At 44.8% G+C, this 25120-nt stretch carries 19 protein-coding genes, 1 other RNA gene and 1 pseudogene; 12 read left to right on the top strand and 9 right to left on the bottom strand.

Annotation, left to right across the window (positions count from 1 at the left end; genetic code table 11):
• Nucleotides 1–691 precede the first annotated feature (691 nt).
• Nucleotides 692–2925: pseudogene (locus SHEWANA3_RS15585) on the top strand (hypothetical protein).
• Nucleotides 2926–2934: 9 nt separating this feature from the next.
• On the top strand, nt 2935–4635 hold the full coding sequence (locus SHEWANA3_RS15580) for a hypothetical protein (protein WP_011717821.1): 1701 nt from the start codon (nt 2935–2937) through the stop codon (nt 4633–4635).
• A gap of 643 nt (nt 4636–5278) precedes the next feature.
• Here the strand turns inward: SHEWANA3_RS15580 and SHEWANA3_RS15575 are convergent.
• The gene (locus tag SHEWANA3_RS15575) at nt 5279–6211 is read right to left on the bottom strand and encodes a phospholipase D family protein (RefSeq protein ID WP_041412713.1); all 933 of its coding nucleotides are present in this window, start codon (nt 6209–6211) and stop codon (nt 5279–5281) included.
• Between the two features lie 262 nt (nt 6212–6473).
• Here SHEWANA3_RS15575 and hsdR point away from each other — a divergent pair, with 262 nt between their 5' ends.
• The 8 genes from hsdR (at nt 6474) to SHEWANA3_RS15535 (ending at nt 18720) form a co-directional block, all read left to right on the top strand.
• Nucleotides 6474–9977, top strand: a complete 3504-nt coding sequence (gene hsdR / locus SHEWANA3_RS15570) for a type I restriction-modification system endonuclease (RefSeq protein ID WP_011717819.1) — start codon at nt 6474–6476, stop codon at nt 9975–9977.
• 137 nt (nt 9978–10114) lie between these two features.
• Nucleotides 10115–11230: a Fic family protein gene (locus SHEWANA3_RS15565; protein ID WP_041412711.1), complete on the top strand. Its 1116-nt coding sequence runs from the start codon at nt 10115–10117 to the stop codon at nt 11228–11230.
• Between the two features lie 26 nt (nt 11231–11256).
• Nucleotides 11257–12849, top strand: a complete 1593-nt coding sequence (locus SHEWANA3_RS15560; protein WP_011717817.1) for an N-6 DNA methylase — start codon at nt 11257–11259, stop codon at nt 12847–12849.
• The gene (locus SHEWANA3_RS15555; RefSeq protein ID WP_011717816.1) at nt 12849–14612 is read left to right on the top strand and encodes a restriction endonuclease subunit S; all 1764 of its coding nucleotides are present in this window, start codon (nt 12849–12851) and stop codon (nt 14610–14612) included. The genes SHEWANA3_RS15560 and SHEWANA3_RS15555 overlap by 1 nt, the downstream gene beginning before the upstream one ends.
• Nucleotides 14613–14632: 20 nt before the next feature.
• Nucleotides 14633–16234 carry an ATP-binding protein gene (locus tag SHEWANA3_RS15550; RefSeq protein WP_011717815.1) on the top strand — a complete coding sequence of 534 codons (1602 nt, stop codon included), beginning with the start codon at nt 14633–14635 and terminating at the stop codon, nt 16232–16234.
• 56 nt (nt 16235–16290) lie between these two features.
• Complete coding sequence (locus tag SHEWANA3_RS15545; RefSeq protein WP_244096571.1) at nt 16291–17043, top strand: hypothetical protein; 753 nt, start codon at nt 16291–16293, stop codon at nt 17041–17043.
• Nucleotides 17044–17087: 44 nt separating this feature from the next.
• Nucleotides 17088–17849: an HNH endonuclease gene (locus SHEWANA3_RS23510; protein ID WP_011717813.1), complete on the top strand. Its 762-nt coding sequence runs from the start codon at nt 17088–17090 to the stop codon at nt 17847–17849.
• A gap of 7 nt (nt 17850–17856) precedes the next feature.
• Nucleotides 17857–18720: a hypothetical protein gene (locus SHEWANA3_RS15535; RefSeq protein ID WP_011717812.1), complete on the top strand. Its 864-nt coding sequence runs from the start codon at nt 17857–17859 to the stop codon at nt 18718–18720.
• A 270-nt stretch (nt 18721–18990) separates the two neighbouring features.
• Here the strand turns inward: SHEWANA3_RS15535 and SHEWANA3_RS15530 are convergent, their stop codons facing one another.
• From SHEWANA3_RS15530 to smpB, 7 genes are all read right to left on the bottom strand, one after another.
• Nucleotides 18991–19617: a helix-turn-helix domain-containing protein gene (locus tag SHEWANA3_RS15530; RefSeq protein WP_011717811.1), complete on the bottom strand. Its 627-nt coding sequence runs from the start codon at nt 19615–19617 to the stop codon at nt 18991–18993.
• 9 nt (nt 19618–19626) lie between these two features.
• The gene (locus SHEWANA3_RS15525; RefSeq protein ID WP_041412710.1) at nt 19627–19818 is read right to left on the bottom strand and encodes a hypothetical protein; all 192 of its coding nucleotides are present in this window, start codon (nt 19816–19818) and stop codon (nt 19627–19629) included.
• A gap of 56 nt (nt 19819–19874) precedes the next feature.
• Nucleotides 19875–20066 (bottom strand): AlpA family transcriptional regulator, encoded by a 192-nt coding sequence (locus SHEWANA3_RS15520; protein WP_041412708.1) that lies wholly within the window; start codon nt 20064–20066, stop codon nt 19875–19877.
• A gap of 111 nt (nt 20067–20177) precedes the next feature.
• Nucleotides 20178–20987, bottom strand: a complete 810-nt coding sequence (locus tag SHEWANA3_RS15515; RefSeq protein ID WP_011717810.1) for a hypothetical protein — start codon at nt 20985–20987, stop codon at nt 20178–20180.
• 24 nt (nt 20988–21011) lie between these two features.
• Nucleotides 21012–22238, bottom strand: a complete 1227-nt coding sequence (locus SHEWANA3_RS15510) for an integrase domain-containing protein (RefSeq protein ID WP_011717809.1) — start codon at nt 22236–22238, stop codon at nt 21012–21014.
• A gap of 240 nt (nt 22239–22478) precedes the next feature.
• Nucleotides 22479–22833: a transfer-messenger RNA gene (gene ssrA, locus SHEWANA3_RS23260) on the bottom strand.
• A 72-nt stretch (nt 22834–22905) separates the two neighbouring features.
• Nucleotides 22906–23397: an SsrA-binding protein SmpB gene (gene smpB / locus SHEWANA3_RS15505; RefSeq protein ID WP_011623527.1), complete on the bottom strand. Its 492-nt coding sequence runs from the start codon at nt 23395–23397 to the stop codon at nt 22906–22908.
• A gap of 253 nt (nt 23398–23650) precedes the next feature.
• On the opposite strand from smpB, the gene SHEWANA3_RS15500 reads away from it, so the two are divergent.
• Both SHEWANA3_RS15500 and SHEWANA3_RS15495 read left to right on the top strand, forming a co-directional pair.
• Entirely contained in the window at nt 23651–24088 is a 438-nt protein-coding gene (locus SHEWANA3_RS15500) for a type II toxin-antitoxin system RatA family toxin (RefSeq protein ID WP_011623526.1), read from the top strand.
• Nucleotides 24078–24413 carry an RnfH family protein gene (locus SHEWANA3_RS15495; RefSeq protein WP_011623525.1) on the top strand — a complete coding sequence of 112 codons (336 nt, stop codon included), beginning with the start codon at nt 24078–24080 and terminating at the stop codon, nt 24411–24413. Before SHEWANA3_RS15500 ends, SHEWANA3_RS15495 begins: the two co-directional genes overlap by 11 nt.
• 75 nt (nt 24414–24488) lie before the next feature.
• Here the strand turns inward: SHEWANA3_RS15495 and bamE are convergent, their stop codons facing one another.
• Complete coding sequence (bamE, locus tag SHEWANA3_RS15490; RefSeq protein WP_041413103.1) at nt 24489–24980, bottom strand: outer membrane protein assembly factor BamE; 492 nt, start codon at nt 24978–24980, stop codon at nt 24489–24491.
• Nucleotides 24981–25120: the final 140 nt, after the last annotated feature.

Raw genomic sequence — 25120 nt, 5'->3', positions numbered from 1 at the left:
AGGTGCTGGATTCTATCAAGCAGAACAATATCAATATTGAGTTTTTCATTCACTCACACTGCCATGGTTAATGCTGATAAAATTACTACTTTTGACTGAATGAAGTCTCTAGGTCGCCATACCGGCAATTTCACTGCCAGCAGTAATATGCGATGTAGACCTTGCTCTATTATTGGCACAAATAAAACCAGTAACTAATTATGAGGGCCTGAATCTTATCGATACCCTTGAATTAACGCGTTTGAATAAGGAAAGAATCTAATGGCACGCTTCCAATATGAACACTTATGGCTAATGGTATTGTTATGATTTTAAATGTTTAATTGTATTTTATTGGGGCTGCGATTTGAGCTTGTAATGGGTATTATTAGTACTATTAATGAATATATGTGATTATTATTTTGTTAACATCGGCGTTACTTTTTTGAGGTGAGTTAGTCGCTACAGTCGTCATCGAATATTATCCATTTTAAGCCGTTGTAATCCTATTTGTGGATACTTCGAAGAGCTATTTTTATCGTTGAAATCTTACCAAAGTACAGTCCAAATCGAATTCGAAATCGCGCTCACTTTCCATCAATAATATGCTTCGCTCAAATAGAGAACCCGATAAAAATCGCCTCAAAAATGTATTTATGTTCGATTAACGGGCATAATGCGGCGTTTTAATATTCAGTTACAGGGAATAACCATGAAGTATTTGGTTAGCGTAGTTACATGTTTTCTATTATTTCCCTGCTCATTTGGCGATGCCGATGTGGAGTTTAAGCCACAAAAAGGCGATGAGCGCGCGTATCAAGTGTATAGCACTGCCCGCATCTCGGTCGAAGCGGGTGGGCGTACCGAAACAGTGAACACCACATCCCATCAATTACTGCGTTATAAGGTGCTCGAGACGGGTAAAAATAGCCGCTTCGAAGTGCATGTCGATTATATGAAAATGCAAGATGGCCAAGGGAGTGGTGTGAGTAGTGGCGAACGGGCTGAGCGAAACCCCGAAATGCATGCCATTTTCTCTCAGGGCTTTGAGTTTTCATTAAATTTAGACGATGGCAGCGTAAAAGAATTTAGCGCATTAAATAAACCCGCCTGGAAAGCCATGCTCGCAGAGCGCGGCCTTGAGCTCGAGCAGGAACTTAAAAAGCTCTTTAGCTCATCGGTTTTTATTAATTCGATCCCCGCTGAAGTGGGGGCTGTGGTTATGCTTCCGGCCTATCAAGGCCATGCTAATTCAAAACTTACCGTGTTAAAGGTCACTGACACCCATGTTCTGGCTCAGGTGGAAAGCGAAGGTGATCAAGCCAAAATATATGGCCAACTGATGCTCGAGCGCGACCGCGGGTGGCTAACGCAGATGGGGCTAGTGGCAGAGGTGCCCTTTGAGCGTTACGGCTTTAAGGGAACGATGCGCAGTAATGTGATTATGGTGCCTAAGGAGCGTGAGCTGGGCGATCTGTCGCAGCGAGTGGCTTTTGATTACGATTTCCCACCGGGTGAATATGAAAAACAGCCCGAATTATCATTAGAAGAGGCCAATAAACCCTTAACCCAAGAGGCGGTTTTTGCCTACGATGCGGGTTACTTTGACCTTATTGATGATCAACTCAGTCTTACCTATCAGCATGATTTTTCAGGTTTAAAAGCATCAGGAGAGTTTCGTCTAACCGATATTACGGCGCACAGTGCCGATGGCAGCGTTTTACCGCTACAACTCGATAAGATTTATCGCTTTAATTTCGCTGAAAAGGATGGTTTTTATAAATCCGTAGAGCAACATTTACTCGTTGGCTGGAATGAGCCCTCAGAGCTGCTATCCCAAGTTGTTGAGTTTCGTGCCAAGGCCCACTATCAGGGCGCTAAGCTGGTTAAACTGGCATTAACACCCGATCCAAACAAAACGGTGTCTTTGCAGTATAAGGATTTACAGCTGGAATTTGCCCCCATCCCCGATAAGCCTTTTTCTTATGTGCTGACATCGCGCGACCCAACCCATAAATCTTGGTTAGCGGGGCGATTTGACGGTGCCGAAGGTGCCATGATGAAGTACCAATCGCCGTCGGTAGAAGGGCCTGCTTGGTTAACCGCAGCCGAACGGAATATGTTGGGGTTAGCTGCATCGATGCAATTTGAACCCACTACCTTCTTTACTTTTCCTGCCGAGCCACAGGCGCTAACCATCTATGTGAATACACCGGATGAGAGTAGCGAGCTGACTAAAAATGTTCGTTTTATTCCGATGATGGATTACATGAAGAACGTCGCTTATCCCCCCGTGGATCAGCGCACGCTTTACCGTGATGATATGTATGCGCGCTACAATGAAGCGCCGCAAGAGGCATTAGCTGCGGATCCCGCCTTACTCGAACCCCAAATGGTAGCTAAGTATGGTGTGAGCCTACAGTTAAGCGCCGAGCAAGCTGCAGTATGTTCGTTAACTGTTGTGGATGCGCCCCAAGTTGACGGCCACAGTTTGCAATGGACGCAGATCAAATCCGAAAACAGTATGGCGGAACATCTTGAGAAGACTGTTCTATATCAACTCACCAGTGCCGATGGGATCCGTCGTAATTTTTACGATATTAAAGTCAGCAGTGCCTTGAGCTGTACGGGTACGCCCGAATGGCAAGCGATTGCGTATCAACCTAAGCAGGGTTGATTGATACTACTCAATTGCCAGAACTCGATACCACGCAAACCGTGGGCGAGGTGATGCGCCGTTATCGTTTTTTAAATACGCAGAACATTCCACTCGCGCCTTTTATGCCTGAGGATCGCGACGATTTTTATCAACGGCCGTTACAGCAAGTGCTTCATCAAGACCGTTGGTTTGAGCTGCAAGGGCGAGTGCAGGCGATTGAATACCTGAAGGTTAGTGGCGAGCCCATTAATAAACGGTGGGTTACTACATTCCCAGCCTTGCCTTAAGGAACTGATATGAGAGCCTTATTACTATTATCTGCACTATTCCTGTCGTTTAATGTGCTGGCTGATCGCATCTTACTCGACGAGCAATGGCAGCCTAGCGAGGTGCCTAGTGAGGCGATTTACTACCAGAAACAGCTCGCGACTGAGCAAGAGGGCGTGTGGCCAGTAGCGCTTTTTTATGTAGAGACGGATAAACCCGTTTTTAAGGGGACTGTCGACGGCCCCAATTTAGCGGAGAGTGCTATTGTCGGTGATTTCGAATTTTATCACCCCAATGGTCAACTCTCTCGCAAGGGACGTAGCGATGCACAAGGGCGTTATCAGGGAACGCATCTGTATTACTGGGAAGATGGAACACGCTCGGGTGAGTACCAATATCTGAATGGTAGGCTCTATGGTGAGCAAAAACGTTATCACACCAATGGTCAATTACGCGACCATCAACATTATGCGAATGGTGTGGAGTCCGGATTAGCGCAAAGTTATTTTGACAATGGCCAGTTGCAAACACGGGTAACCTATGGCGCTAAGGGGATGGAAGGCTTATATGAAAGCTTCCACAGTAATGGTCAGCCAGAGCAAACTGTGAATATGGTGGCGGGAAAAAGAGAAGGCGAGCGCCTGTATTGGACAAAAGAAGGCTGGTTATTCACTAAGGAGTTTTATCTTAAGGGGAAATTACATGGTGAAGTGTTGGTTTATCATGCCGCTGATGTGCCTCGAGAAATTAAACATTATCAGCATGATAAGCAGGTGGGTATCCAGCAACGTTTTGATCAGCAAGGGCGATTAACGCAGCAGCAGAAATACGATACTCATGGCCGTGAAATTCAGGATATGATCTATGCGAGTGCGGGCCATGTGACCTCCCAAATAGACACTCAATATCTTGCTAAAGGCCATATTATCAACGAGCAGCGCTTCGATGAGAGTGGGAAGTTAACTTATCAATATCAGCGCGATACCGTAAGAGATTGGAGTCTGCGTCAGCGCTTTGATGCCACAGGCGAGCTGCTTGAACGAGAAGAGCGAGTTAAGGGCAGCTACGACGGGGTGTATGTCGGCGCAGGCTGGAATGGCTTTGTCAGGCGGATAAATTACCGTAAAGGCAAAATGCACGGCGCATATCGTGAAGATAACGCTGAAAATGGCAGTTTTGTCACTGGGCAATATCAATCGGATCTAAAGGTCGGTAAGTGGGTGACCCAAAATCCCGATTCGACGCGTATCGAACAATTTAATTCACAAGGGCAGCTCAACGGCGAGCAGAGCGATATCGCCGCCGACGGCACGGTAATGTATCGAGCGTTTTATAAAAACGATAAGCTGCATGGCGCTTTTTTACAGCGAGGCTTCGATAAACAACTGCAAGCCCAAGGCCAGTATGTTAACGGCCAGCGTGAAGGTAAATGGTTAGTACAAGACGAGAGTAGTTACAGTGAGGTGAAGTTATGGCACGGCCAATATCAAGCGGGGCACGAAGTGGGCCTGTGGCGAGCCATGTCCGCTAACGGCCACTTATTGGGTACGATGCAATACGATAACAAGGGACTCTTGCAAGGGAAAAGCTACAGCTTCAATGAAGACGGCAGCCTGCAGCGAAGCGAAGAGTATGTCGATAACCAGTTACACGGCAAGTTGGTTTACTACTTCAACGGCGAAGCCTCATCCGAATACCATTATCAAAATGGTGTCGATGTGGGTCAATAACCTAGGTGTACTCGCTCAGACTGGAACTGGCCGTAGCCCATTTTTTAGTGTGCCGCGGTCAGTTTGGATTTGAGCTATACTCTTTCTGCCAAAACTGCCTTCCCATCGAAATATCTCTCTTGAGTAGCCCCATGTGCGGCTATGTGACCGGCCACATCTAAATCAACTCGAGTTTAATTCCTAAATGAGGAACTGAACCCGCATCCATAAAAACCACGCAGAAAACATCAACCATCCAATTCAGCCACGGAAACCAGCGCAACAGAGAAACTAAGCCACGAAATCCGCACTCTTGCTCCCCCTTCTGCACGGTTTGTATCTTAAATTTTTTTCAGTTTTGGTTTATTGCAGTTCGTAGGCATTCCTAGGGGGAGTTAAAGGAGCAAAGCTCTGAAATGATTTCGTTGTTGCGCTGTTCGTAGATTTTAAGCAATTGGCAACAGCAATTGTGGGTATTGATAAATCTGTGTGGGCAATCGGTGGACACTGAAAAGAAAAAGGACTTAGCATTTCTGCTAAGTCCTTATTTTATTTGGGGCGGCGTCATCTGAATTGGTTTTTTAATATTTTGATTAATATATATTAAGTTTTTTAGTTAATAGTTAGGTGTTACTTAATGTGTTACTAAAAAATTAGTCAATCACTAATGATTTTGTTCTTTGATTAGTCTTTCAAGTTCCTTAACACTTTGCTGCGCCCAGTAACGTAACGATTTAGAGAATGATTTGTCTTGAGCAAGGTGTAAAAGGAAAGCCAAAACATTTTTAGTCGTTTTAATGCCTCCAGTTTCCATTCTATTAAATACCTGAAGTGTTGAGTCAAATTTTTTCCGTGTACTAAAATCTTCTTCTACAGAGTTGCCAGACATAACCCATATAAAATTAGCTGCATGTGCTGGATTCCAAACAGCTCTATTTATACTTATGGATGTATCTGCTAATTTTTCAGGCTCTATTACTTCTAAGTAGCGCCTTACAAGACGGCTTGTAGCCATTCTCATTTTATTTGGGTGTTTAATTTCATCTTCTAAAAGTTCTTCTATCAACAGTTCTTCTTTAGGCTGAGTCTGTTGAGACTCATATGTATCATCGGTACCTCTACCTGCATTTGAGTTATTCAGCCAAGCTTCAAAAGCTTTTGATATGTCGCTATCTGAAACTATTGATGCCTTCTTCCATAACTCATCAAACCAATCTGAATGAACAGGCTCAGTTGCGATTTGTAAAGCCGCTTCATATTGTCCAGCGTTGGTTGCGCAGCCATAACCTAAACCATTTTCTGAAAAATTCGCTGATCCAACAATAGTGTACTTTGAACCAATGACTACTTTGGCGTGGAGTCGTTCGAGATGTTTGAGCTTAACATTTTTCATCTTGCGGATGATATCGATAGTGGCTGGATTCGTTCCTCCATCGGTTAAATTGCAAATGATTCTGTATTCGCGAGAACTTTCAAGCTTCTCATCTGCACCTTTCCCCCAATACGCGATAGCCATCAGAATCGGCGTACCAGGGTTCTGAGATGTGGTGGTTCTATCAATACTGAGGAAAATCTCTTTGTTACTGTTCAAAAACATCTTATGCCTTCCCTGCATTCAGTGGTTCAAAACCTTAATGTTAGATAAATAACATGGTGAAAATTAAAATCGGCTAAATTTCAGCTGATGGATATCTAAAATGTAGTTCTCAAAATATTAGCTAAGTCTTTGCCAAAATGTACCAATCTGATACTGTTGAACGATTAAAATCAAGTCCAGCAGTAGCTTAGTGGATTCACTAGCGTTCGATACCTAAGATAACAAAAATGGACTGGTTAGCTGAAACGGAGATTCGGGACTAATGGCATCCTCTAGTGAACCCTCAAATTTTGGTTTTCTTGTCGAACATGACCAACTGTTTGTGGATTTGGCCAATTCGGCAGAACGTGCCTTTTCTAGTGATCCTAATACCACTCTACTCAAACTGCGTCAGCTAGGCGAAGCTATGGCGCAACATATTGCTGTGCTCGCCGGTATTGAATTTGATGAGCAAACAAAGCAGACCGATTTGTTATATCGCATTAACCGCGATCTCAAACTCGAGCCTATGGTTCGTGAGCTTTTTCATACGCTACGTGTTGAAGGCAATATCGCCAATCATCAATTTCGCACTAAGCATAAAGAGGCTATCAATGGGCTGGTAGTCGCCAGAAAACTTGCGATTTGGTTTCATCAGACCTTCAGCAAAAGTGGCACAGCCTTTAAGCCCGGTCCATTTATTCCGCCTAAAGATCCAAGTGCTGAACTATTTACGCTACAAGCTGAAATTGAAGGTCTTAAAGCTCAACTTCAAAACGCAAACGTGGAGCTGGATTCTAGCCAGCAGCTAAATGAGCTAATCAAGCAAGAAAAAGACGAATATGAAGCATTGGCTTTGGCAATGGATCAAGAATCCAAAGCCCTAGCACTACAAGCAGCTCAGCATGAGCAAGAACTTGAGCGTGTAAAGCAAGATTACGAAGCAAAGTTAAAAGCCATTCAGCAGCACGCTAAGCAGCAGGACGATAAAGCGCAACGTAGTCAATTAAGTAAGTTAAGCCGTAAAGCTTTCCAAGCCAGTAAAGCCATTGTTGTCGATGAACAACTTACGCGAATTTTGATAGATCAGCAGCTAAATGAAGCTGGTTGGACCGCGGATACGCAAACAATAAGGTATTCCAGTAATTCTCGTCCTGAGAAAGGCAAATATAAAGCGATTGCGGAGTGGCCAACGTCAACGGGTAATGCGGATTATGTATTGTTTGCAGGTCTAACACCTATCGTAGTAGTTGAAGCCAAGAGAGAAAACATCAATGTCGCAGGTAAAATATCCCAAGCGGAAAGATATAGCCGCAGCATAAAAATAAAGGGTGAGTGTGATTGGGCTTGGGAAGTTGCGGGGAGAACCGTTGCTTGGCCTGATGAACAAGAATCGCATTATAAGGTGCCGTTTGTGTACTCCTGTAATGGCCGCCCTTATGTACCTCAACTCGCTGAGCAATCAGGCACTTGGTTTAGGGATGTCAGAGACCCAAGTAATTTAAAGCGAGCCTTGCCTTCATTTCATACTCCGACAGGGTTGCTTGACCTGCTCAACAGAAGTAAAGAAGAGGCGCAAGTTAAGTTGCAGCAGGAACCTTTTGGGTATCTCAAATTACGCGACTACCAAATTAAGGCAATTGAAGCCGTTGAATCAGTACTTAGTCAAAATGTGCGTTCTGCGCTGCTAGCGATGGCAACCGGTACCGGTAAAACCCGTACCATCATCGGTTTAATTTATCGTTTTTTAAAAGCGGAGCGCTTCAAACGGGTGCTATTTTTGGTTGACCGTTTTGCACTTGGCGATCAAGCACAAAATGATTTTAAAGAGGTTTCGTTAGAACAAAACTTATCACTTTCTGGCATTTATAACATTGCTGAATTAGGTGATATGGCCGCCGAGGCGGAAACTCGAATTCAAGTATCAACCGTGCAGGCTATGGTGAAACGTGTCTTTATGAGCGATAACCCACCTCCGTTAGATCAGTTTGATTGCATCATTGTAGACGAAGCGCACCGTGGATATACGCTCGACCAAGAAATGACCGAAGGCGAAATAGCAACACGTGATGCCGCTCAGTACCTGTCAAGCTATCGTCGTGTTTTAGACTATTTTGATGCCGTTAAAATTGCACTTACTGCCACGCCCGCTAAGCATACCTCCGAGATTTTTGGCAAACCGGTATATACCTATTCATACCGAGAAGCGGTCGCCGAAGACTGGCTTATCGATCATGAGCCGCCAATTCGATATGAGACATTGCTAACGCAAAATGGCATTTCATTCACTAAGGGTGAAACCGTTAGTGCCATCAATACCCAAACCGGTGAGATTGAATCCGCAGAGCTTGAAGATGAACTGAATTTTGAGGTGGAAGCCTTCAACCGGTGCGTGATTAATGAAAACTTCAACAAAGTCATTTGCGAGCAATTGGTTCAAGAATTAGACCCATTCGGCGATGAAAAAACGCTGATTTTCTGTGCCACAGACCTGCACGCGGACATGGTCAAACGCTTGCTAGATGATGCGTTTAAAGCCATTTATAACGGTGAATACAATCAAGCGGCAGTGGCCAAAATCACAGGGCAAAGCGACAAAGTTAACCAGCTCATCAAACAATACAAAAACGAGCGCTACCCCAATATCGCTATCACTGTTGATTTGCTGACGACGGGGATCGATGTCCCCAAAATCTGCAATTTGGTCTTTATGCGCCGTGTCAAATCGCGCATTTTGTATGAGCAGATGATAGGACGCGCCACGCGCCGTTGTGATGATATCGGTAAAACGGTATTTCGCATCTACGACCCTGTTGATATTTACGCAGCTTTAAGTGACGTCAACACCATGAACCCCTTGGTGAAAGACCCGAATGTCACTATTGAACAATTGATTGATGAACTCTCAGACCCTGAATCATTGGAACGAGCGTTAAACGCTCCCGGCGAGCAACAAGGTGAAACGCAGGCCGACGTAGTATTAACTCAGCTTGGCCAAAAAGTGATGCGCATCCTCCGTAAGGCAGCAAAGAAAGCCGAAGCCAAACCCGAGTTAAAACAGAAACTGGATGAACTTCAGGACTTATGGGGAGTTGAGCCTAAGAACTTGCATACCCATTTACGCCAATTAGGGCCTAAAGATGCTTCGGTGTTCATCAATCAACATGCAGGCTTACTCAAACAACTTGCTGAGGTGAACAGCTTACTTGGCAGCGAATATCAACCCATTATCTCCGAGCATGAGGATGAACTTAGAGAGCGCACTCAAAGCTACGGTACGCATCAGCGGCCAGAGGATTATCTGCAAGGCTTTGAGCATTTTATTCGTGAGCAGATTAACCAAAGCGCTGCGTTGGCAGTAGTCGTTAATCGTCCTCGGGATTTAACCCGCGGGCAGCTAAAAGAGATCAAGTTACTGCTCGATGCCGCGGGTTACACAGAGGCTAGCTTGCAGACAGCGGTGCGTAATCAAACTAACCAAGAGATAGCCGCCAGTATCATCGGCCATATTCGTCGTGCGGCAATGGGCGAAGCGCTAATCCCATTTGAGCAACGTGTCGCCAAAGCTATGGAATACATTTATGCCTCACATCCATGGACGCCAGTACAGCGAAAATGGTTAGAAAAGCTCGCTAAACAGCTTAAAAACGAAGTCGTGCTGGATCAGCAATTTATCAATCAACGCTTCCGTGATGATGGTGGTGTGAAAGGGGTCAATAACCGCTTAGGCAATCACTTAGATGAAGTATTGGATGAGTTAAAGCAGCATTTATGGGAAGCAAGTTAATGTCTATGTAATCGACATTAACTTATAATGTGTCGATATTTTCTTATTTTTTCGACATTAAAAGTTGATATGTCGATGGCATCGACATAAACTGCGTACCACGTAATTTCGTGTCGATTTTTCTTATGGATTTAAACATGACATGGTATCCCGATCAACCGCACAACGCGCTGCCAGTATTGCCACCAGCGCTTGAGAGTATTGAAACGCGCGCGGTGCTCAAAGCTTGTATTCCTGCTAGAGCGGCCCTTGCTGAATTAAAGCAAGCGGGTGAGTTATTGCCTAATCAAGGCCTACTCATCAACTTGCTGCCATTACTAGAAGCGAAAGATAGTTCTGAAATTGAAAACATCGTTACAACCACCGATAAGTTATTTCAGTATTCCCAAGAAGACACTGGCGCCGATCCTGCAACCAAAGAGGCGCTTCGTTACCGTAGTGCCTTGAATCAAGGCTTTCATCAATTATCACAGCGCCCGTTGTGTGTAACCACTGCAATTGAAATCTGCAGCACACTCAAAGATACCGATATGGAAATCCGCCGTATTCCAGGCACCACGATCAGCAATCAAACTACTGGTGAAGTCATTTACACCCCACCAGCAGGTGAAGCGGTGATCCGCGATTTGCTAAGTAATTGGGAAAAGTTTATTCACACTGAAGATGACATAGACCCATTGGTAAAAATGGCCATTGCGCACTACCAGTTTGAAGCCATTCACCCGTTTTATGATGGTAACGGCAGATCCGGCCGCATTCTCAATGTATTGTTTTTGATTGAGCAGCAATTACTAACCTTGCCGATTTTATACCTCAGCCGCTACATAGTGCAGCATAAGGCGGATTATTACCGGCTGCTTAATCAAGTGACCCGCGAAGGTGACTGGCAATCATGGTTGCTGTTTATGCTCAAAGGCGTAGAGCAAATGGCCAGTTGGACCTGCGGCAAAATTGCCGCCGTGCGTGAGTTAATGGAGCAGACCAGTGAATATGTAAGAACGGCTTTGCCCAAAATCTACAGCCACGAACTGGTACAAGTGATTTTCGAGCAGCCTTACTGTCGTATCGGTAACTTAGTCGAGCGTGACATAGCTAAACGTCAAACCGCATCTGTGTATTTAAAACAGTTGGCAGACATCGGCGTATTAGAAGAGTTAACCATCGGTAAAGAAAAGCTATTTGTGCACCCTAAACTGATGCAATTGATGACGCGCGATAGCAACCAAATTAAGCCGTACACCATGGCCGAATAAGCCACAGCAACAAAATTGAGAACAACATGACCCAAAACGATATCGTTCAAAAACTCTGGAACCTCTGTGACATCCTCCGTGATGATGGCATTAACTATTCTGATTATGTCACCGAGCTAGTCTTGCTGCTGTTTATCAAAATGGTGCACGAAAATACCGAAGCCGAACTCTTGGATAAACATACCTTGCCAGAGGGGTATCGCTGGACCGATTTACACACTAAATCCGGCATCAACCTGCTTAACGACTACAAAGCACTGTTACTGGCATTATCCACAGGTAAACGGGTCATGCTCGACCCTAATGACCCAGAAAAAACCATTGAAGTCCAAGTACACAACGACCCGTTAATCAGCGCTATCTATGCCGATGCGCAAACCCGTTTGCGTGAGCCACGCCATTTAGAGCAGATCACTAAAACCCTCGACCAAATTGATTGGTTTAGCGCAAAGCGCGATGGGTTAGGTGATTTATACGAAGGCTTATTAGAGAAAAACGCCAGTGAGACAAAATCGGGTGCAGGACAATACTTTACCCCGCGTGTATTAATCAACAGTATGGTGCGTTGCATCAAACCCCAAGCTGGCGAATACATTCAGGACCCAGCAGCGGGCACCGCAGGCTTTTTGATTGCCGCCCATGAGTATATTAAAGCGCAACCTGAATATGATGATCTAAGCCTGAAACAAATCGATTTTCAGCGTTATCACGCCTATGTCGGGGTAGAGCTCGTCCCCAATACCCGCCGCTTAGCCTTAATGAACTGTTTGCTTCACGGCATGGAAGGCGATGACGATGGCGTAGTGCATCTAGGCAACGCCTTAGGCAATGTCGGTCAAAGCCTCAAACCTGCTGATGTCATTTTGGCTAATCCGCCCTTTGGTACCAGCAAAGGCGGCGAGGCCAGTATTACCCGTGATGATTTAACCTTTGATACCAGCAACAAACAGTTGGCATTCTTACAACACATTTACCGCAACCTAAAACCCGGTGGCCGCGCCGCCGTGGTGCTGCCCGACAACGTGTTGTTTGAAGCTGGTAAGGGTACCGATATCCGCCGCGATTTAATGGATAAGTGCAACCTGCACACTATCCTGCGCCTGCCCACTGGTATCTTTTATGCCCAGGGTGTGAAAACTAACGTGCTTTTTTTCACCAAAGGATCTGCAAAAGACAAACACCAGCAAGAACAGTGTACCGAAAACGTCTGGGTCTATGACCTTCGTACCAATATGCCAAGCTTTGGCAAACGAACTCCGTTTAGCGATAACCACTTAGCACCATTTGAACAGGTTTACGGCGAACATGCTGGTGGACTCAGCCCACGTACTGAAGGGGAATATAGCTTCGGTGCTGAGCAGGTGGAAATCGCTGACACCGACGAAAATCAGGGCGTGGATAATAGGCTGGTACACTCCCGTTGGCGCTGTTTCAGCCGCGACTGGATCCGTGACCACAAGGGCGACTCGCTAGATATCAGTTGGCTGAAAGACAAAGACAGCGTCGATGCCGCCAGCCTACCCGAGCCCGATGTACTGGCTAGGGAAGCCAAGGCGGAGCTAAGCGCTGCGCTCAACGAGCTGGATGCATTGCTGAAAGCCTTGGGAGGGGCAGTGTGATGGTTGAGGTCAATCTGCCCAAAGGCTGGGCTGTTACAACCATTGGGGCAGTAGCTAGAGTCTCAAGTGGCGTTGGCTTTCCAATTAAATATCAGGGTAAATCAGAAGGTTTATACCCGGTTTATAAAGTTGGAGATGTCTCGAAAGCTGTTACCAGCAAACATGGAAACTTGGCTGTTGCTGGTCATTACGTGGATAAAGAAGAAGCTGCTGAATTAAAAGGGGAGATCTTCCCTGTTGGTGCTACATTGTTTGCAAAAATCGGCGAGGCAGTAAAACTAAATAGAAGGGCATTTGTAAGAAAACCAGGTTTGGCTGATAACAATGTTATGGCTGTCATCCCAGACAAATCTGATTGCAATAGATTTTTATATCAGTTTTTGCGAGCGATTGATTTAACTGAAACGTCTAGGTCCACGACAGTTCCTTCAATTCGAAAAGGTGATATAGAAGACATTGAGTTATACCTTCCCCCCCTAGCCGAACAAATAGTCATCGCCGACAAGCTGGATACCCTGCTGGCGCAGGTGGAAACCACCAAAGCCCGCCTCGAACGCATCCCCGAGATCCTAAAAAGCTTTCGCCAATCCGTCCTGTCTGCGGCAGTCAGCGGCAAGTTGACGCAAGAGTGGCGGGAAAGTCATGGCAATGGTACAGGCGAAGAGGTCGTTAAAGCTGATGCAATAAACAAGTCAGTTTTATTGAATGAAAATCCTGCACTTAAAAAAAAGAAATCAACAATAGAGAGTCAAATCGATACAGAGTATATATTTGACTTGCCTGAGTCTTGGGGGTTTACCACTTGGGGAAAGATTTCTGAATGGATTACATATGGTTTTACAAAACCCATGCCTAAATCAGACTCAGGAGTAAAACTATTAACTGCAAAGGACGTGCAGTATTTTGACGTAAATATAAATGACGCAGGACTTACAACAAGTTCTGCGTTTCAAAGTCTTTCAGATAAAGACAGACCAATAAAAGGCGACTTGTTAATAACAAAAGATGGCAGTATTGGTCGGGCCGCTTTGGTTAGGACTGATGAGCCGTTTTGTATTAACCAAAGTGTTGCAGTGTGTTGGTTACGTTCAACTTCTATGAACAAAGATTATCTTGAGTTTTTAGCCAATAGTGAATTCACACAAAGATTTGTTAAAGACAAAGCTCAAGGGATGGCAATCCAGCACTTATCTATTATTGATTATGCTAAATGTCCACTTCCAGTCCCATCATTAGAAGAACAAACCGAAATCGTCCGCCGTGTTGAAGAACTGTTCGCCTTCGCTGACAGCATTGAGCAAAAAGCCACGGCTGCGCTGGCGCGGGTGAATAACCTGACCCAGTCGATTCTGGCCAAGGCCTTCAGGGGTGAACTGACCGCCGATTGGCGCGCCGCCAACCCTGAGCTTATCAGTGGTGACAACAGCGCCGCAGCCTTATTAGAGAAAATTAAGGTGGAACGTGAGGTCATGAAAAAGCAGCCAAAACCGAAACGCAGCAACATAAAAAAAAAGACTGGTAGCCATATGAGTAAGCAGATCATCAAAGTCGTTGATGCATTAAAAGAGGCCGGTGAACCACTAAGTGGCCAACAGTTATTGGCCGCTGCGGGATATCCCAGTGATAGTGGTACCGAACAACTGGAACAGTTCTTTCTGGATATTCGTAAGGCGCTCATCTCCGAAAAATCCATTGTGAAGTTGCAGCGCGGTGACGATGGACAGGACTGGTTTGCCCTAGCACAGAAGTCTGCCAAAGGATAATAGCGAGCCAAGGACAGCCGATGAAAGTCGATAAATTACACATTCGTTCTCGATTTAAAAATTTGGAAAACGTAAAGGTGGACTTTGATGAAGACCACCTGATGACTGTGGTGGTGGGGCGCAACGGTTCGGGTAAATCCAACGTGCTGGAAGCGTTAGTAGCGATATTTAGGAACCTTGATTTAGGCGAAGAACCACCGTTTTCATATGAGTTGATTTATCGACTTGGCGAGCCTCGCAAACCAAATCAGCCCAGCGAACGATGGCTGGAAATCACTATTGATGCCGATCCGACTCGTGGCACTACCGCTAAGCAATATCAAGTACAGGTGCGAGACTTGTTGGAAGAAGACGCATCTGAAGACATGTTTGGCAAGACTGCATCAGGAAATATCGTTCCGTTTTCAAAGGTGAAACGCGATAAGGAAGGGAAAGCACCATATTTGCCAAACTATGTATTTGCTTACTATTCTGGCCCCAGTGATCGCTTAGAGAATCACTTTAAGAAACATCGCACCGATTTTTACCGTCGTCTGCTTAAAGATGAGTTGGATTTAAAGGGCGATATTCGCCCGCTGTTCTATGCTAAACCCCACCATAGTCAATTTGTACTATTGGCTTTTTTCTTATCAGAGCAAGACAGCGCAGAAAAAGCGTTCTTGCGCGAGCACTTAGGCATTGAAGGTTTAGACAGTATTCACTTCGTGATGCGACAACCCGGTTGGGCAAAACAAAAGGGTGAATTGTTTTGGGGTGCGCGGGGCGTTGTTCGCCGCTTTTTGGACGAGCTAATTAAACACACGTTGTCACCGGTTAAGGTAACGCGCCAAGAAGATACCTCTTTGACTGGTAGTAATATTCGTAATGAGTTCTTTCACCTATTCTTGCCCGATGTAAACGCATTACGTGAGTTTGCCAAAGATCTCAGCCCTGATGAGTTGTTTAAAATGCTCGAAAGTACGCTGCTTTCAGAAATCATCTCAGAAGTTAGTATTCGGGTGAATGTGACTAGCAGTAAAGACCCTCTCACCTTCCGAGAACTCAGTGAAGGTGAGCAACAGCTTCTCACCGTATTGGGTCTGCTCAAATTTACTGGTGGCAAAGACTCCCTATTTTTACTTGATGAGCCTGACACGCATCTCAATCCCTCATGGGCAGTGAAGTATCTGAAGTTCCTCCGCGATTTCGTACCAAACCATGAAACTAGCCATTTGCTGATGGTAACACATCATCCACTTGCTATTGCTGAGCTGAAAAAAGAGCAAGTTCAAGTGATGAAACGAAACGGTGATCAGCAAATTGTCGCTAAGATGCCTGCTGAAAACCCACGGGGTATGGGGATAAATTTGATACTGCGCAGTGATATGTTTGGTCTTCAAACCACGTTGGATGATGATACTAATCAGAAACTCAGTAATAGAAATGCTCTCGCCGCCAAAGATTCTTTATCTAAAGAAGAAGTAGTGCGTGAAAATGGATTTCCTGCAGAGAATGAAGAGCAGTATCTAGCCAGACTTAACTCGGAGCTTGGGCAATTAGGCTTCAATTTGGCGACAGATGATCCGGATTATCTGGAGTTTCTTCGCAACAAGTACCACGCCAATCAGGAGGCCGGTCATTAATGCGATGGATTTGTAAGGATGACATAGAGGAATGCTTGACTCAGGCTTGGCGGACTATGGCTGACCAAGCTAAGGCTGAGCTTATTGCGGCTCAAACCCAAGAAGAGCGGAAAAATATATTAAAAAAAGTCGCCTCTTCAAATGTTTGGCGTCAGTTTTATGATTTGCTCCCAGAAAAATTAAAGAAAAAGTGTTGGTACTGTGAGGCTGAAGATATACGTGCTGATATGCCAGTCGATCACTTCAGGCCAAAGAATAAGGTGGAAGAAGATAAAAAGCACGATGGCTATTGGTGGTTAGCATTCGATTGGCAAAACTATCGATGTGCTTGTACGTTTTGTAATAGCCGCAGGGTATTTGATGAGACCGAGGGCGGAAAGGCTTGCCGATTTCCACTTGAAAATCCGGATGAAAGGGCCATTGCACCTGAAGACCTGGATAAGCTGAGGAAGGAGCGTCCTTCGTTTCTTGACCCCTTTAATTCTCAAGATGAAAAGTTGCTTTGGTTTGACAACGATGGGTTACCTGAGCCTAGGCCACTGGCAACAATTGAGCAGAAAACTAAGGTCGAAAATTCAATTGAAATTTTTCATCTCCATGAAGCCAGAATTGTTCGGGAGCGAAATAAGATTCGTTTAAATATTGAGCGAGAAGTTCGGGATATCAGGGAACATCGAAATGTTAAAGACGCAACTGATAGGTTGCGAAAAATGGTAAGAGATACTGAGAAGCTGTCTCGTGCCGCGGTAGTTTATTTGCGGGCTCATAGAGATCTCCCGGAAGTGAAAGATATTTTGAATCTGGATTAATAGTTTTCGCTAAGTCTGACTAGTAGTAACCTCAAGGACGAGCAATGGTCAATAGTATAACTCCGCAACAATTCGAACCTGCATTTGATATTGCTAAGGCTATGCGCGAAGGGCGTTTAGATACATCTCAAGCTCTTGAACGAATGGTTGAAAATGGCTTTAGTCATAGTTCTGCAACCATGTACCTGAACGCACTTATGGCGATGCCAGTTGGAAAGGTATATCAAAAAACCATTAATAACCCAGCAGCTCGCTATTATCTGCAGAGATTTATGAGCGAGATGACTGCGACTGAATTTGCGACTGTATTATTGTCAGTCACGAGGCATATACATTACTACAATGCACAAGGAGCGGGTAAACATCGGCAATTGGCCACCATCCTAGCGGAGTTTCAATCTCTAGCTAAAGTACATTACGGTCAAAACTTTAACCCTACACTACTACCTTCTGAGATTAGTGAAGCCGAAACCGGATTTGTATTTCATGAAGGCGCGATGAAAACCATTGAGCTTAGTGTGCATGAGCGAGAACCTGCTGCACGAAGAGCTTGTATTGAGCATTATGGTGTTTCTTGCCACGTGTGTGGATTCGATTTTGAGCATGCCTATGGTGATATAGGAAAAGGTTTCATTCATGTTCACCATAGAGTTGATTTAGCTTTAGTTTCAAATCGCAGAGAAGTTAACCCTATTGAAGATCTGATCCCCGTATGCCCTAACTGCCATGCTATGCTGCATACTGAAACGCCCGCGATGGCGGTCGATAAACTCAAAGAATTGCTTAAACAGAATCTTCAAGGATGAACCGACTGTGGGATTATTAAGCGAAATTAACGCATTTTTCTCTCTCAAAGATAGGTTTTGGAAAGCTTCAGCAAATGAACCGGAAGCGCCTAACACTGCGAAGCGTTTTATCCGGTTATTTGAAGGCCATGGTGTCGCTAGAGCGCAAATACCTCGTTTCTTCGGACATGGTCTGAACCTATACCAAGTGGAAAATGAATCGGAGCTTTTAAAGGCTCTAAATCAAGATATTCTGCAAGCTGCCGCAGAGTTGTTTGGGATCAAGCTCGAGTGGCTAGAAGGCGCGACAGATGAGCTGTACGAACTAAATAACTTCTATAAAGCACCGCGGCAATTTGGTATTTGGCTTGATCAACTTATGGCAAAGTCAGTTAATCCAGATGTCGATGGCTGGTTACTTACCACGCATGTGAGTGGTGACCAATACGATGCGCTGATCTTGATGAGGGAACGCATAGGAGAACTATCTAGCCAACCGATTTACCGATATCACTTCTGTGAGCTTTGGATATACAGCTATTGGAAATGTCGAGCTGATTTGGCTGCCTGCATAGCACAGGCCTGGAAGCGTAACTGTTACATCTATGGCCGTGAACTCAAAGTTAACGTATTTGAAAAACTCGCTTCGCTAACAGCAATCCCTGATGCCGAATGTGAGGGAACGGAAATTCGCGGTCGGCATTTTCACCCAGAAAATTTAGCCACTGAGCCACAGGATTTTGTCAATGGATTGGCTGAGGGGAGCTTTGGCAAAAGTGCGGCTATTAGCCGTTGGATAGAGCATGATAAACAAGCATTAATGGATGCGGGTTTTGGTGATCATTCAAACAAATTCGAATCTATGTTGCTCAAGATTGTTCCAGAGGATTGAAGTTAAAAAGTCTATTAGAGTCTATCTCGAACCTCATCCGCGCAGTTCCGCGTTTAGTCGAAATCGAATGAAATTATTCATTTGAAAAGTACCATCATTTATACGGTGGTGATGCTGCTGTTTATGATTATCCTATTGTTTACTCTTCTGCTTAGTACGTCATCCATGGCATATCAAAAATGACTTGGGTGACGTGAAATGGCGACACCGATGACCTATCTGCCTGACATTGGTGACGTAGTATGACGACACCTGTGTCGTGATGGGACATCAGTCGCCGAATATATTCAGGTAACTTTTCCAATGATGGGTAAGGGTCGCTTCTGCATTATGAAGTTGTTCGGCGGTGAGTTTTAGTCTGATAAATGGATTGAATGGCGCTGCACTGTCGCCAAATTCATCAATGATGAAATCACAGAACAGGGCAAGCATTTTCTTGTCAATGAGATTGGGTTCGATTTTTAATGCAAAATCTATGGCGTCGCTGTCTTCACTGGAAGGGTATTTAGATAAATTTACTCCCTTCTCGGCGGGATAAAGAAGAAGATTATTCCAGATGTTGATGCACTTTTGAGTGTGCTTAATTTCTTTATCAAGCAACTGAGCATCAATTGCTGCTATTAGCGTGTCTAAATTGATGGTGTAGACATTGCTGGTGGCAGTTCGTCGTTTGATTGAAATAATGCCAAGCACTGCCAATTGTTTAATACAGCGCTGCACGCCACGAATACTCATTTCGGCATCATTAGCAAGGGTTGTGAGCCCAGGAAAGCATTTAAAGGACTTGTCATTGGCGCGGTCAGCTAAAGCAAAAAGCACACATTTGGTTGCCGTGCGTTGCTTTACCCCCTCCGGCAACCGGTAATCGCGTAATACTGTAAGTATTTTATTGCTCATAGGATTAATTTACTTCGTGGCTTTGAGCAGGATGACGAGTTGCTTGAGCTGTTCTTCAATTCGATACAGACAGTCGTGCGCAAGCCAGATGGCATCGTGTTCGGGGGTATTTAACGCCATCAAAACACTGAGCAGCCCTTTGGTTTTATCTATATGTTCGTCAAGCGTATTGAGTTGTTTAAGCATATTGGCGTTTAGCATGTTCAGTCTCCTTGGGCGGCCCCGTTTGACAGGGACCGTTTCGATTAATGGGATTTTTACAGTAGAGCTTCATCTCGTTTTTGAACTCGTTGTTCAATCCAAGTCATAATTTCCTGCTCCACCCAGCCTACTGCGCGATCACCAAGCTGAACGGGTTTGGGAAAGTCTGAATTGTTGATAAAGTCATATACAGTCGAACGTGCTAAACCGGTAACGGCCATTACATCGCGGAGTCTAAGAATTTTCATGGTGTGCCCTCGTATGTCTGTGGTTTTTCTAAGACAAGGGCAGATTAAGGGAATGCTAGCAGGACGTCCGTTTACTAAAATTTAGTTGCCAGTACTAAATTAATAGCCAGATTAACTCTTGATGTTGAGGGCTTTGTTTAATAACTTTCTAATGGCATCCCTACTTTGAGGCGGCTGACCAGTTTCAGGCCATTTTAATAGGGCTTTTTCATCGATAGTTTCAATCCATTTAGCGACAGTTGTGCATTGTTCAGGAAATTCATGTTTGACGTATAGAGCAAACGATAGAATTTCTTCACGCTGTCTGCCAAAGCGAATAGAGTTGCCGTGTTCAGGTTTGAGACCTTCAGAAATTCCTTCATCATCTGGAAATTTATTTTCTGTTGATGGAAAAGATTCATACCATTTAGGAAGACAAACTCCAGTTTTTAGTGAGTAGATTATTCGTTCTAAATCCCGTTTCCAAATAACGGATTGAACTAATGGAAGAGGTTGATTTTCAACAACCCAAATGCCCCAAGCGCCTTGAGTTCCAGGAATTATTAGACCCTGACGTTCTAACGAAACCCTCAAATCTGGCAAATATCTCCCAAAGCTTAATGCCCAAACTCCAGAAATTTTCCAATATTTATCATTCGATAAAGGGCTAATTAATTTGGTGCAATTAGGTAAGCTAGGTTTTGTCATTATTTGATTTTGCATATCTATTTTAAGATCTAAATCTTCTGCAGGATTCTCTGAGTCAATCATTAAGTTTTCTTTTATATTGACACAGTACTGAATTTGCTCCTGCTGGTATAAAACATCTAATTCATCCTTATGTAAGCCCAATACTTCTATACCGTGACTAACCGGCACGAAATCTATTGGCAACTTGAAATAAGGGCTTAATGAGTGGATCGCTGTTAGTGCGTTATTCATTTTAGAGCATCCATTCGCTAAAAATTATCTAATGGGTAATGACTGAATTAACATGTTAGCTTCAGCAGATTTAATACTTTTACTCCACCATTCCATCATTTCTCTTCGACGTTCAAGATATGTGGCGCGGTTATAAGCGCTGCGTACTTGGTTTTTGTCGGTATGAGCGAGCGCTGCTTCAACAACATCCCAATCAAACCCTTGTTCATTCAATGTCGTGCTGGCTAAGGCTCTAAGACCGTGGGCAGTTGTTCTGTCCTGCAGCCCCATTCTTTTTAGCGCGGCATTAGCCGTTTGCACATTGCTGTGTGTTTTTGGATTACGATCAGCAGGGAATAGATATTCTCGATGACCACTAATGCTCTTAAGTTCTTGCAATATCAACATACAAGCGTCAGAAAGTGGAATTACATGCTCCCGCTTCATCTTCATGCGTTCAGCCGGGATTGTCCATAAACGGTCATCGAAATTGAACTCATCCCAACGAGCACCTGCTGCTTCATTCGGACGTGTCATCGTATGCAGTTGCCATTCTATTAACAGCCTAGTGACTCGTTTAATACTCGCGCGGGACAAGGTTGATAATAATTCCGGTAATTCATAAGGCGCCATCGCTGCCATCTTTTGCTTTTTAGGCTTTTTAAAGGCTGCTTTAATACCAGAAAGTGGATTGGCATGAATTAACCCCGTATTGACGGCGTAGGTCATTACTTCATTGAGGCGTTGAGTCAGGCGCTTGACTGTTTCTAACGAACCTTTAGCTTCAATAGGGCGAAATATTTCAATCACCATCGGAGCCGTGATTTGGCTGATGGGAGTTGAACCGATATATGGAAGTACATGCAATTTAAAGGAACGCCAGGTTGAGGCTGCATGGTTCTCGGTTATTTCGGTTTTCTTGATATCGAACCATTGTGTCGCCACATTCTCGAATGTGTGTTCATGTATTGCTGCGAGCGCTTGCCGTTGTCCCTCTCGGTGTTCTTGTGGGTCAATGTCTTGGGCGATAAGCTTACGGGCATCTAAAGCTTTGCGCCGAGCATCTGCGAGTGTTAATTCAGGGTAAGTGCCTAAGGTCAAATTTGCGCGTTTACGCGAAGTGGGGCGGCTGTAATTGAGGAGCCAAGTTTTGGAACCGATAGGCCTTACTCTGAGCATCAGCCCATTGCCATCACTGAGGTTGTATTCTTTCTCCCTCGGTTTAGCTTGCCTAACTTCTGTGTCATTTAACGGTTTGGCCATTCGCGGCATTATGCTCTCCTCGTAGTAACAACAAGGGGCACCTTAAACCCTGTAACAACAGCATTTCGGTGTTTTTAGTAACACCGGCTGGGGTGGTTGGTACACTGTGTTACAACAAGTGTTACATAAAATCTTGGATGTTGCCAAATGCTTTTGGACAAAAATAGAACAGTTATTTATTTAAGTTATTGATTTTATCTTATTTTAGATAAGAAAAAAGACGTCCTGAGACGTCTTCGTTCTTACATTTGGTGGAGGCGGCGGGACTTGAACCCGCGTCCAGAAAACCTACATCCAAGGCGCTACATGCTTAGTCTTTCTATTGTTTAACCGTTTGAACTCCGAAAGACAGGATCCCACACGGTGAGTCCGGTACTGTTTCGCGGTTCACCCCCGGACAGGGTTCCCTCGCTAGCACGATGTGAGATGACCATCAAATCCACTGCCCATGTGCGAAACGTGTGGTAGATGGCTAGCGGCATTAAGCGGCTAGAGCGTAGTTATCGTCGTTTGCAACTATAACTTTGCGGCTTTTAACGAGGCCAACCGCCCCTCGGCATGCTCCCAGGGTTTCGTGAATCCTGTCGAATCCAGAATCGCCCCCAAGAAAGTTGATTGTAACTCGTAGCGTGGCGATAACCTAGTATCATTTGCTGCAAGTTCAATCGTTTGTTCATTATCCGCGCGTTTTTTCCTTTTTCATTACGCGGGCTTTTTCCACTTCCCACTCGCGTGCTTTGGTATCTTCACGCTTGTCGTGGTCTTTTTTACCTTTACCTAGGCCGATTTCTACTTTGACCCAAGCCCCTTTACGCCAGTACATGGAGATAGGGATAATCGAGTAGCCTTGGCGCTCAACAAGACCAGCTAATTTATCTAACTCTTTACGACTTAAGAGCAATTTCTTCAGTCGAATCGGGTCGCACACCACATGGGTCGATGCGGTATTAAGCGGAATAATGGTACAGCCGTGCATAAAGGCTTCACCATTTTTTAAGAAGACGTAGCAGTCCGATAGGTTCACTTTACCCATGCGGATAGACTTCACCTCCCATCCCATGAGGGAAATGCCGGCTTCCATTTTTTCTTCGAAACGGTATTCGAAGGTTGCGCGCTTATTGCGTGCGATTGTCGCAGGCGCGGCTTTTTTTGAGTTTTTCTTTACCATAATGGCGCCATTATACGCACGGTGAATCAATTTGAAATGGATATAAGGGTTTATTTGGGCTATTTCAAGCCCCCATCATTTTATTGCTGTTTTTTTATGCGGTTTTGCTTAGTCATCATAGGGATATGTGAGGGGTGCGTTTTTTAAGTATCGTGGTAGAATCCAAACCAATTTTGTTAGCTTCCCTAGAGAGTAGGGCGCGCGGAGTTCGCTTGAGACAGCGTGTTTACTTAGATTGAGAGTGCCAAGCCCTATGCCGCAAATTTCTCGAAGTGTGTTAGTTCGTTTTAGTGCGATGCAAATGTATGATTTAGTCAATGATGTTGAGTCGTACAAAGAGTTTTTACCCGGTTGTGTTGGCGGTAAAGTGCTTGAGTTTGATGGTAAAACCATGGTGGCCTCGGTCGATGTGAGTAAGGCGGGGATCCGTAAGACCTTCACTACGCGCAATCAGGTGGTGCCGGGAAAGAGTATCGAGTTAAGACTTGAAAATGGGCCTTTTAAACACTTATTCGGCCAGTGGCGTTTTACCGAGTTGACGGAAGATGCCTGTAAGGTGGAGTTTGACTTAAATTTCGAGTTTTCCAGCTCATTGGTCGATATGGCTTTTGGTAAAGTGTTTAATGATCTTATGGTGTCAATGGTGACGGCATTTACCAGCCGCGCTAAGGTAATTTACAGTGACAAATGAAGCAGATAAGTTCGTCGTCGATGTTATTTATGCGCTGCCGACTCAGCAAAAGGTGATTTCGGTTAGCGTATTGCCCGGCACGAGCGCGATTGACATAGTGCGTCAAAGCAATATGGTGAGTTTTTTCCCTGAGATTGATTTAGAAACGGTAAAGCTTGGGGTGTTTAGCAATGTGGTTAAGCATGACCAAGTGATTTTACCCGGGCAGCGAGTGGAGATTTATCGCCCGCTGATCGCCGATCCTAAGGATGTGCGCCGTCGCCGTGCCGATAAGGCTAAGGATGAAGGTCGTGCCAATAAAGTGACTGGTGGACGGGTGTCTTAATCTGTCCGCAACACGAACAAACAAAAAGCGCCATGAGCGCTTTTTGTGTTTAAGGCAAGTGTTAAACCAGTGTGCTTACTTGATTGGCTTTTGAACTTGCGCTTCGGTTTGATTTTCTTTCACTAATGGCTTTTCATCTGGGCGCTGTGCTGGCACGAGTGGCGCAGACTCAGCGGTGTTGGCCATAGGTAACTTACTCTGCTCAAGCGGCGTATTAAACTCTGGGCTTAAGTCATAGTCGCCCTTCACTAAGCTTAATTTGTTACCGGTAAAGTGCAGGATCAGTTCTTTGTGGGTAATGCTCGCATCACGGCCACTCTTATAGTGATACACATAATACCAAGTGTCATCGGCAAAGCTGTCACGCAATACTGGGCGACCAAGAATGTATTCGGCCTGCTCTTTGGTCATGTCGATACGCAACTTTTCAACCTGTTGCGGCTCCATGTAGTTGCCTTGCGGAATATCGGGCTTATAGATCAGCCAATCAAACACGCTACAGGCACTGAGCGAAACTGAGAGCGCAATGGCGCTCAGCAGGGTAAGACTTTGCTTTTTATTGATCATTGTATGCGCTACTTCTGAAAATCTGGCGGCCATCATACCCAAGCACTCCCCCTTATGACAAGGGTAATTGGGCGTTGCGGCGCTTATCGTTGCAATTGTGTGAGTTTTCGACCTAAGCGGCGCGTTTTAGTTCGCGATGA

The organism is Shewanella sp. ANA-3, assembly GCF_000203935.1.
GTDB lineage: Bacteria > Pseudomonadota > Gammaproteobacteria > Enterobacterales > Shewanellaceae > Shewanella.
The sequence above is the reverse complement of the archived record's forward strand: the minus strand, read 5'-3'. Positions and strand labels throughout refer to the sequence as shown.

Coding starts and splice junctions, on each gene's coding strand:
- SHEWANA3_RS15580 (WP_011717821.1), top strand. CDS start 2,935: ATGAGAGCCTTATTACTATTATCTGCACTATTCCTGTCGTTTAATGTG.
- SHEWANA3_RS15575 (WP_041412713.1), bottom strand. CDS start 6,211: ATGTTTTTGAACAGTAACAAAGAGATTTTCCTCAGTATTGATAGAACC.
- hsdR (WP_011717819.1), top strand. CDS start 6,474: ATGGCATCCTCTAGTGAACCCTCAAATTTTGGTTTTCTTGTCGAACAT.
- SHEWANA3_RS15565 (WP_041412711.1), top strand. CDS start 10,115: ATGACATGGTATCCCGATCAACCGCACAACGCGCTGCCAGTATTGCCA.
- SHEWANA3_RS15560 (WP_011717817.1), top strand. CDS start 11,257: ATGACCCAAAACGATATCGTTCAAAAACTCTGGAACCTCTGTGACATC.
- SHEWANA3_RS15555 (WP_011717816.1), top strand. CDS start 12,849: ATGGTTGAGGTCAATCTGCCCAAAGGCTGGGCTGTTACAACCATTGGG.
- SHEWANA3_RS15550 (WP_011717815.1), top strand. CDS start 14,633: ATGAAAGTCGATAAATTACACATTCGTTCTCGATTTAAAAATTTGGAA.
- SHEWANA3_RS15545 (WP_244096571.1), top strand. CDS start 16,291: ATGGCTGACCAAGCTAAGGCTGAGCTTATTGCGGCTCAAACCCAAGAA.
- SHEWANA3_RS23510 (WP_011717813.1), top strand. CDS start 17,088: ATGGTCAATAGTATAACTCCGCAACAATTCGAACCTGCATTTGATATT.
- SHEWANA3_RS15530 (WP_011717811.1), bottom strand. CDS start 19,617: ATGAGCAATAAAATACTTACAGTATTACGCGATTACCGGTTGCCGGAG.
- SHEWANA3_RS15525 (WP_041412710.1), bottom strand. CDS start 19,818: ATGCTAAACGCCAATATGCTTAAACAACTCAATACGCTTGACGAACAT.
- SHEWANA3_RS15520 (WP_041412708.1), bottom strand. CDS start 20,066: ATGAAAATTCTTAGACTCCGCGATGTAATGGCCGTTACCGGTTTAGCA.
- SHEWANA3_RS15515 (WP_011717810.1), bottom strand. CDS start 20,987: ATGAATAACGCACTAACAGCGATCCACTCATTAAGCCCTTATTTCAAG.
- SHEWANA3_RS15510 (WP_011717809.1), bottom strand. CDS start 22,238: ATGCCGCGAATGGCCAAACCGTTAAATGACACAGAAGTTAGGCAAGCT.
- smpB (WP_011623527.1), bottom strand. CDS start 23,397: ATGGTAAAGAAAAACTCAAAAAAAGCCGCGCCTGCGACAATCGCACGC.
- SHEWANA3_RS15500 (WP_011623526.1), top strand. CDS start 23,651: ATGCCGCAAATTTCTCGAAGTGTGTTAGTTCGTTTTAGTGCGATGCAA.
- bamE (WP_041413103.1), bottom strand. CDS start 24,980: ATGATCAATAAAAAGCAAAGTCTTACCCTGCTGAGCGCCATTGCGCTC.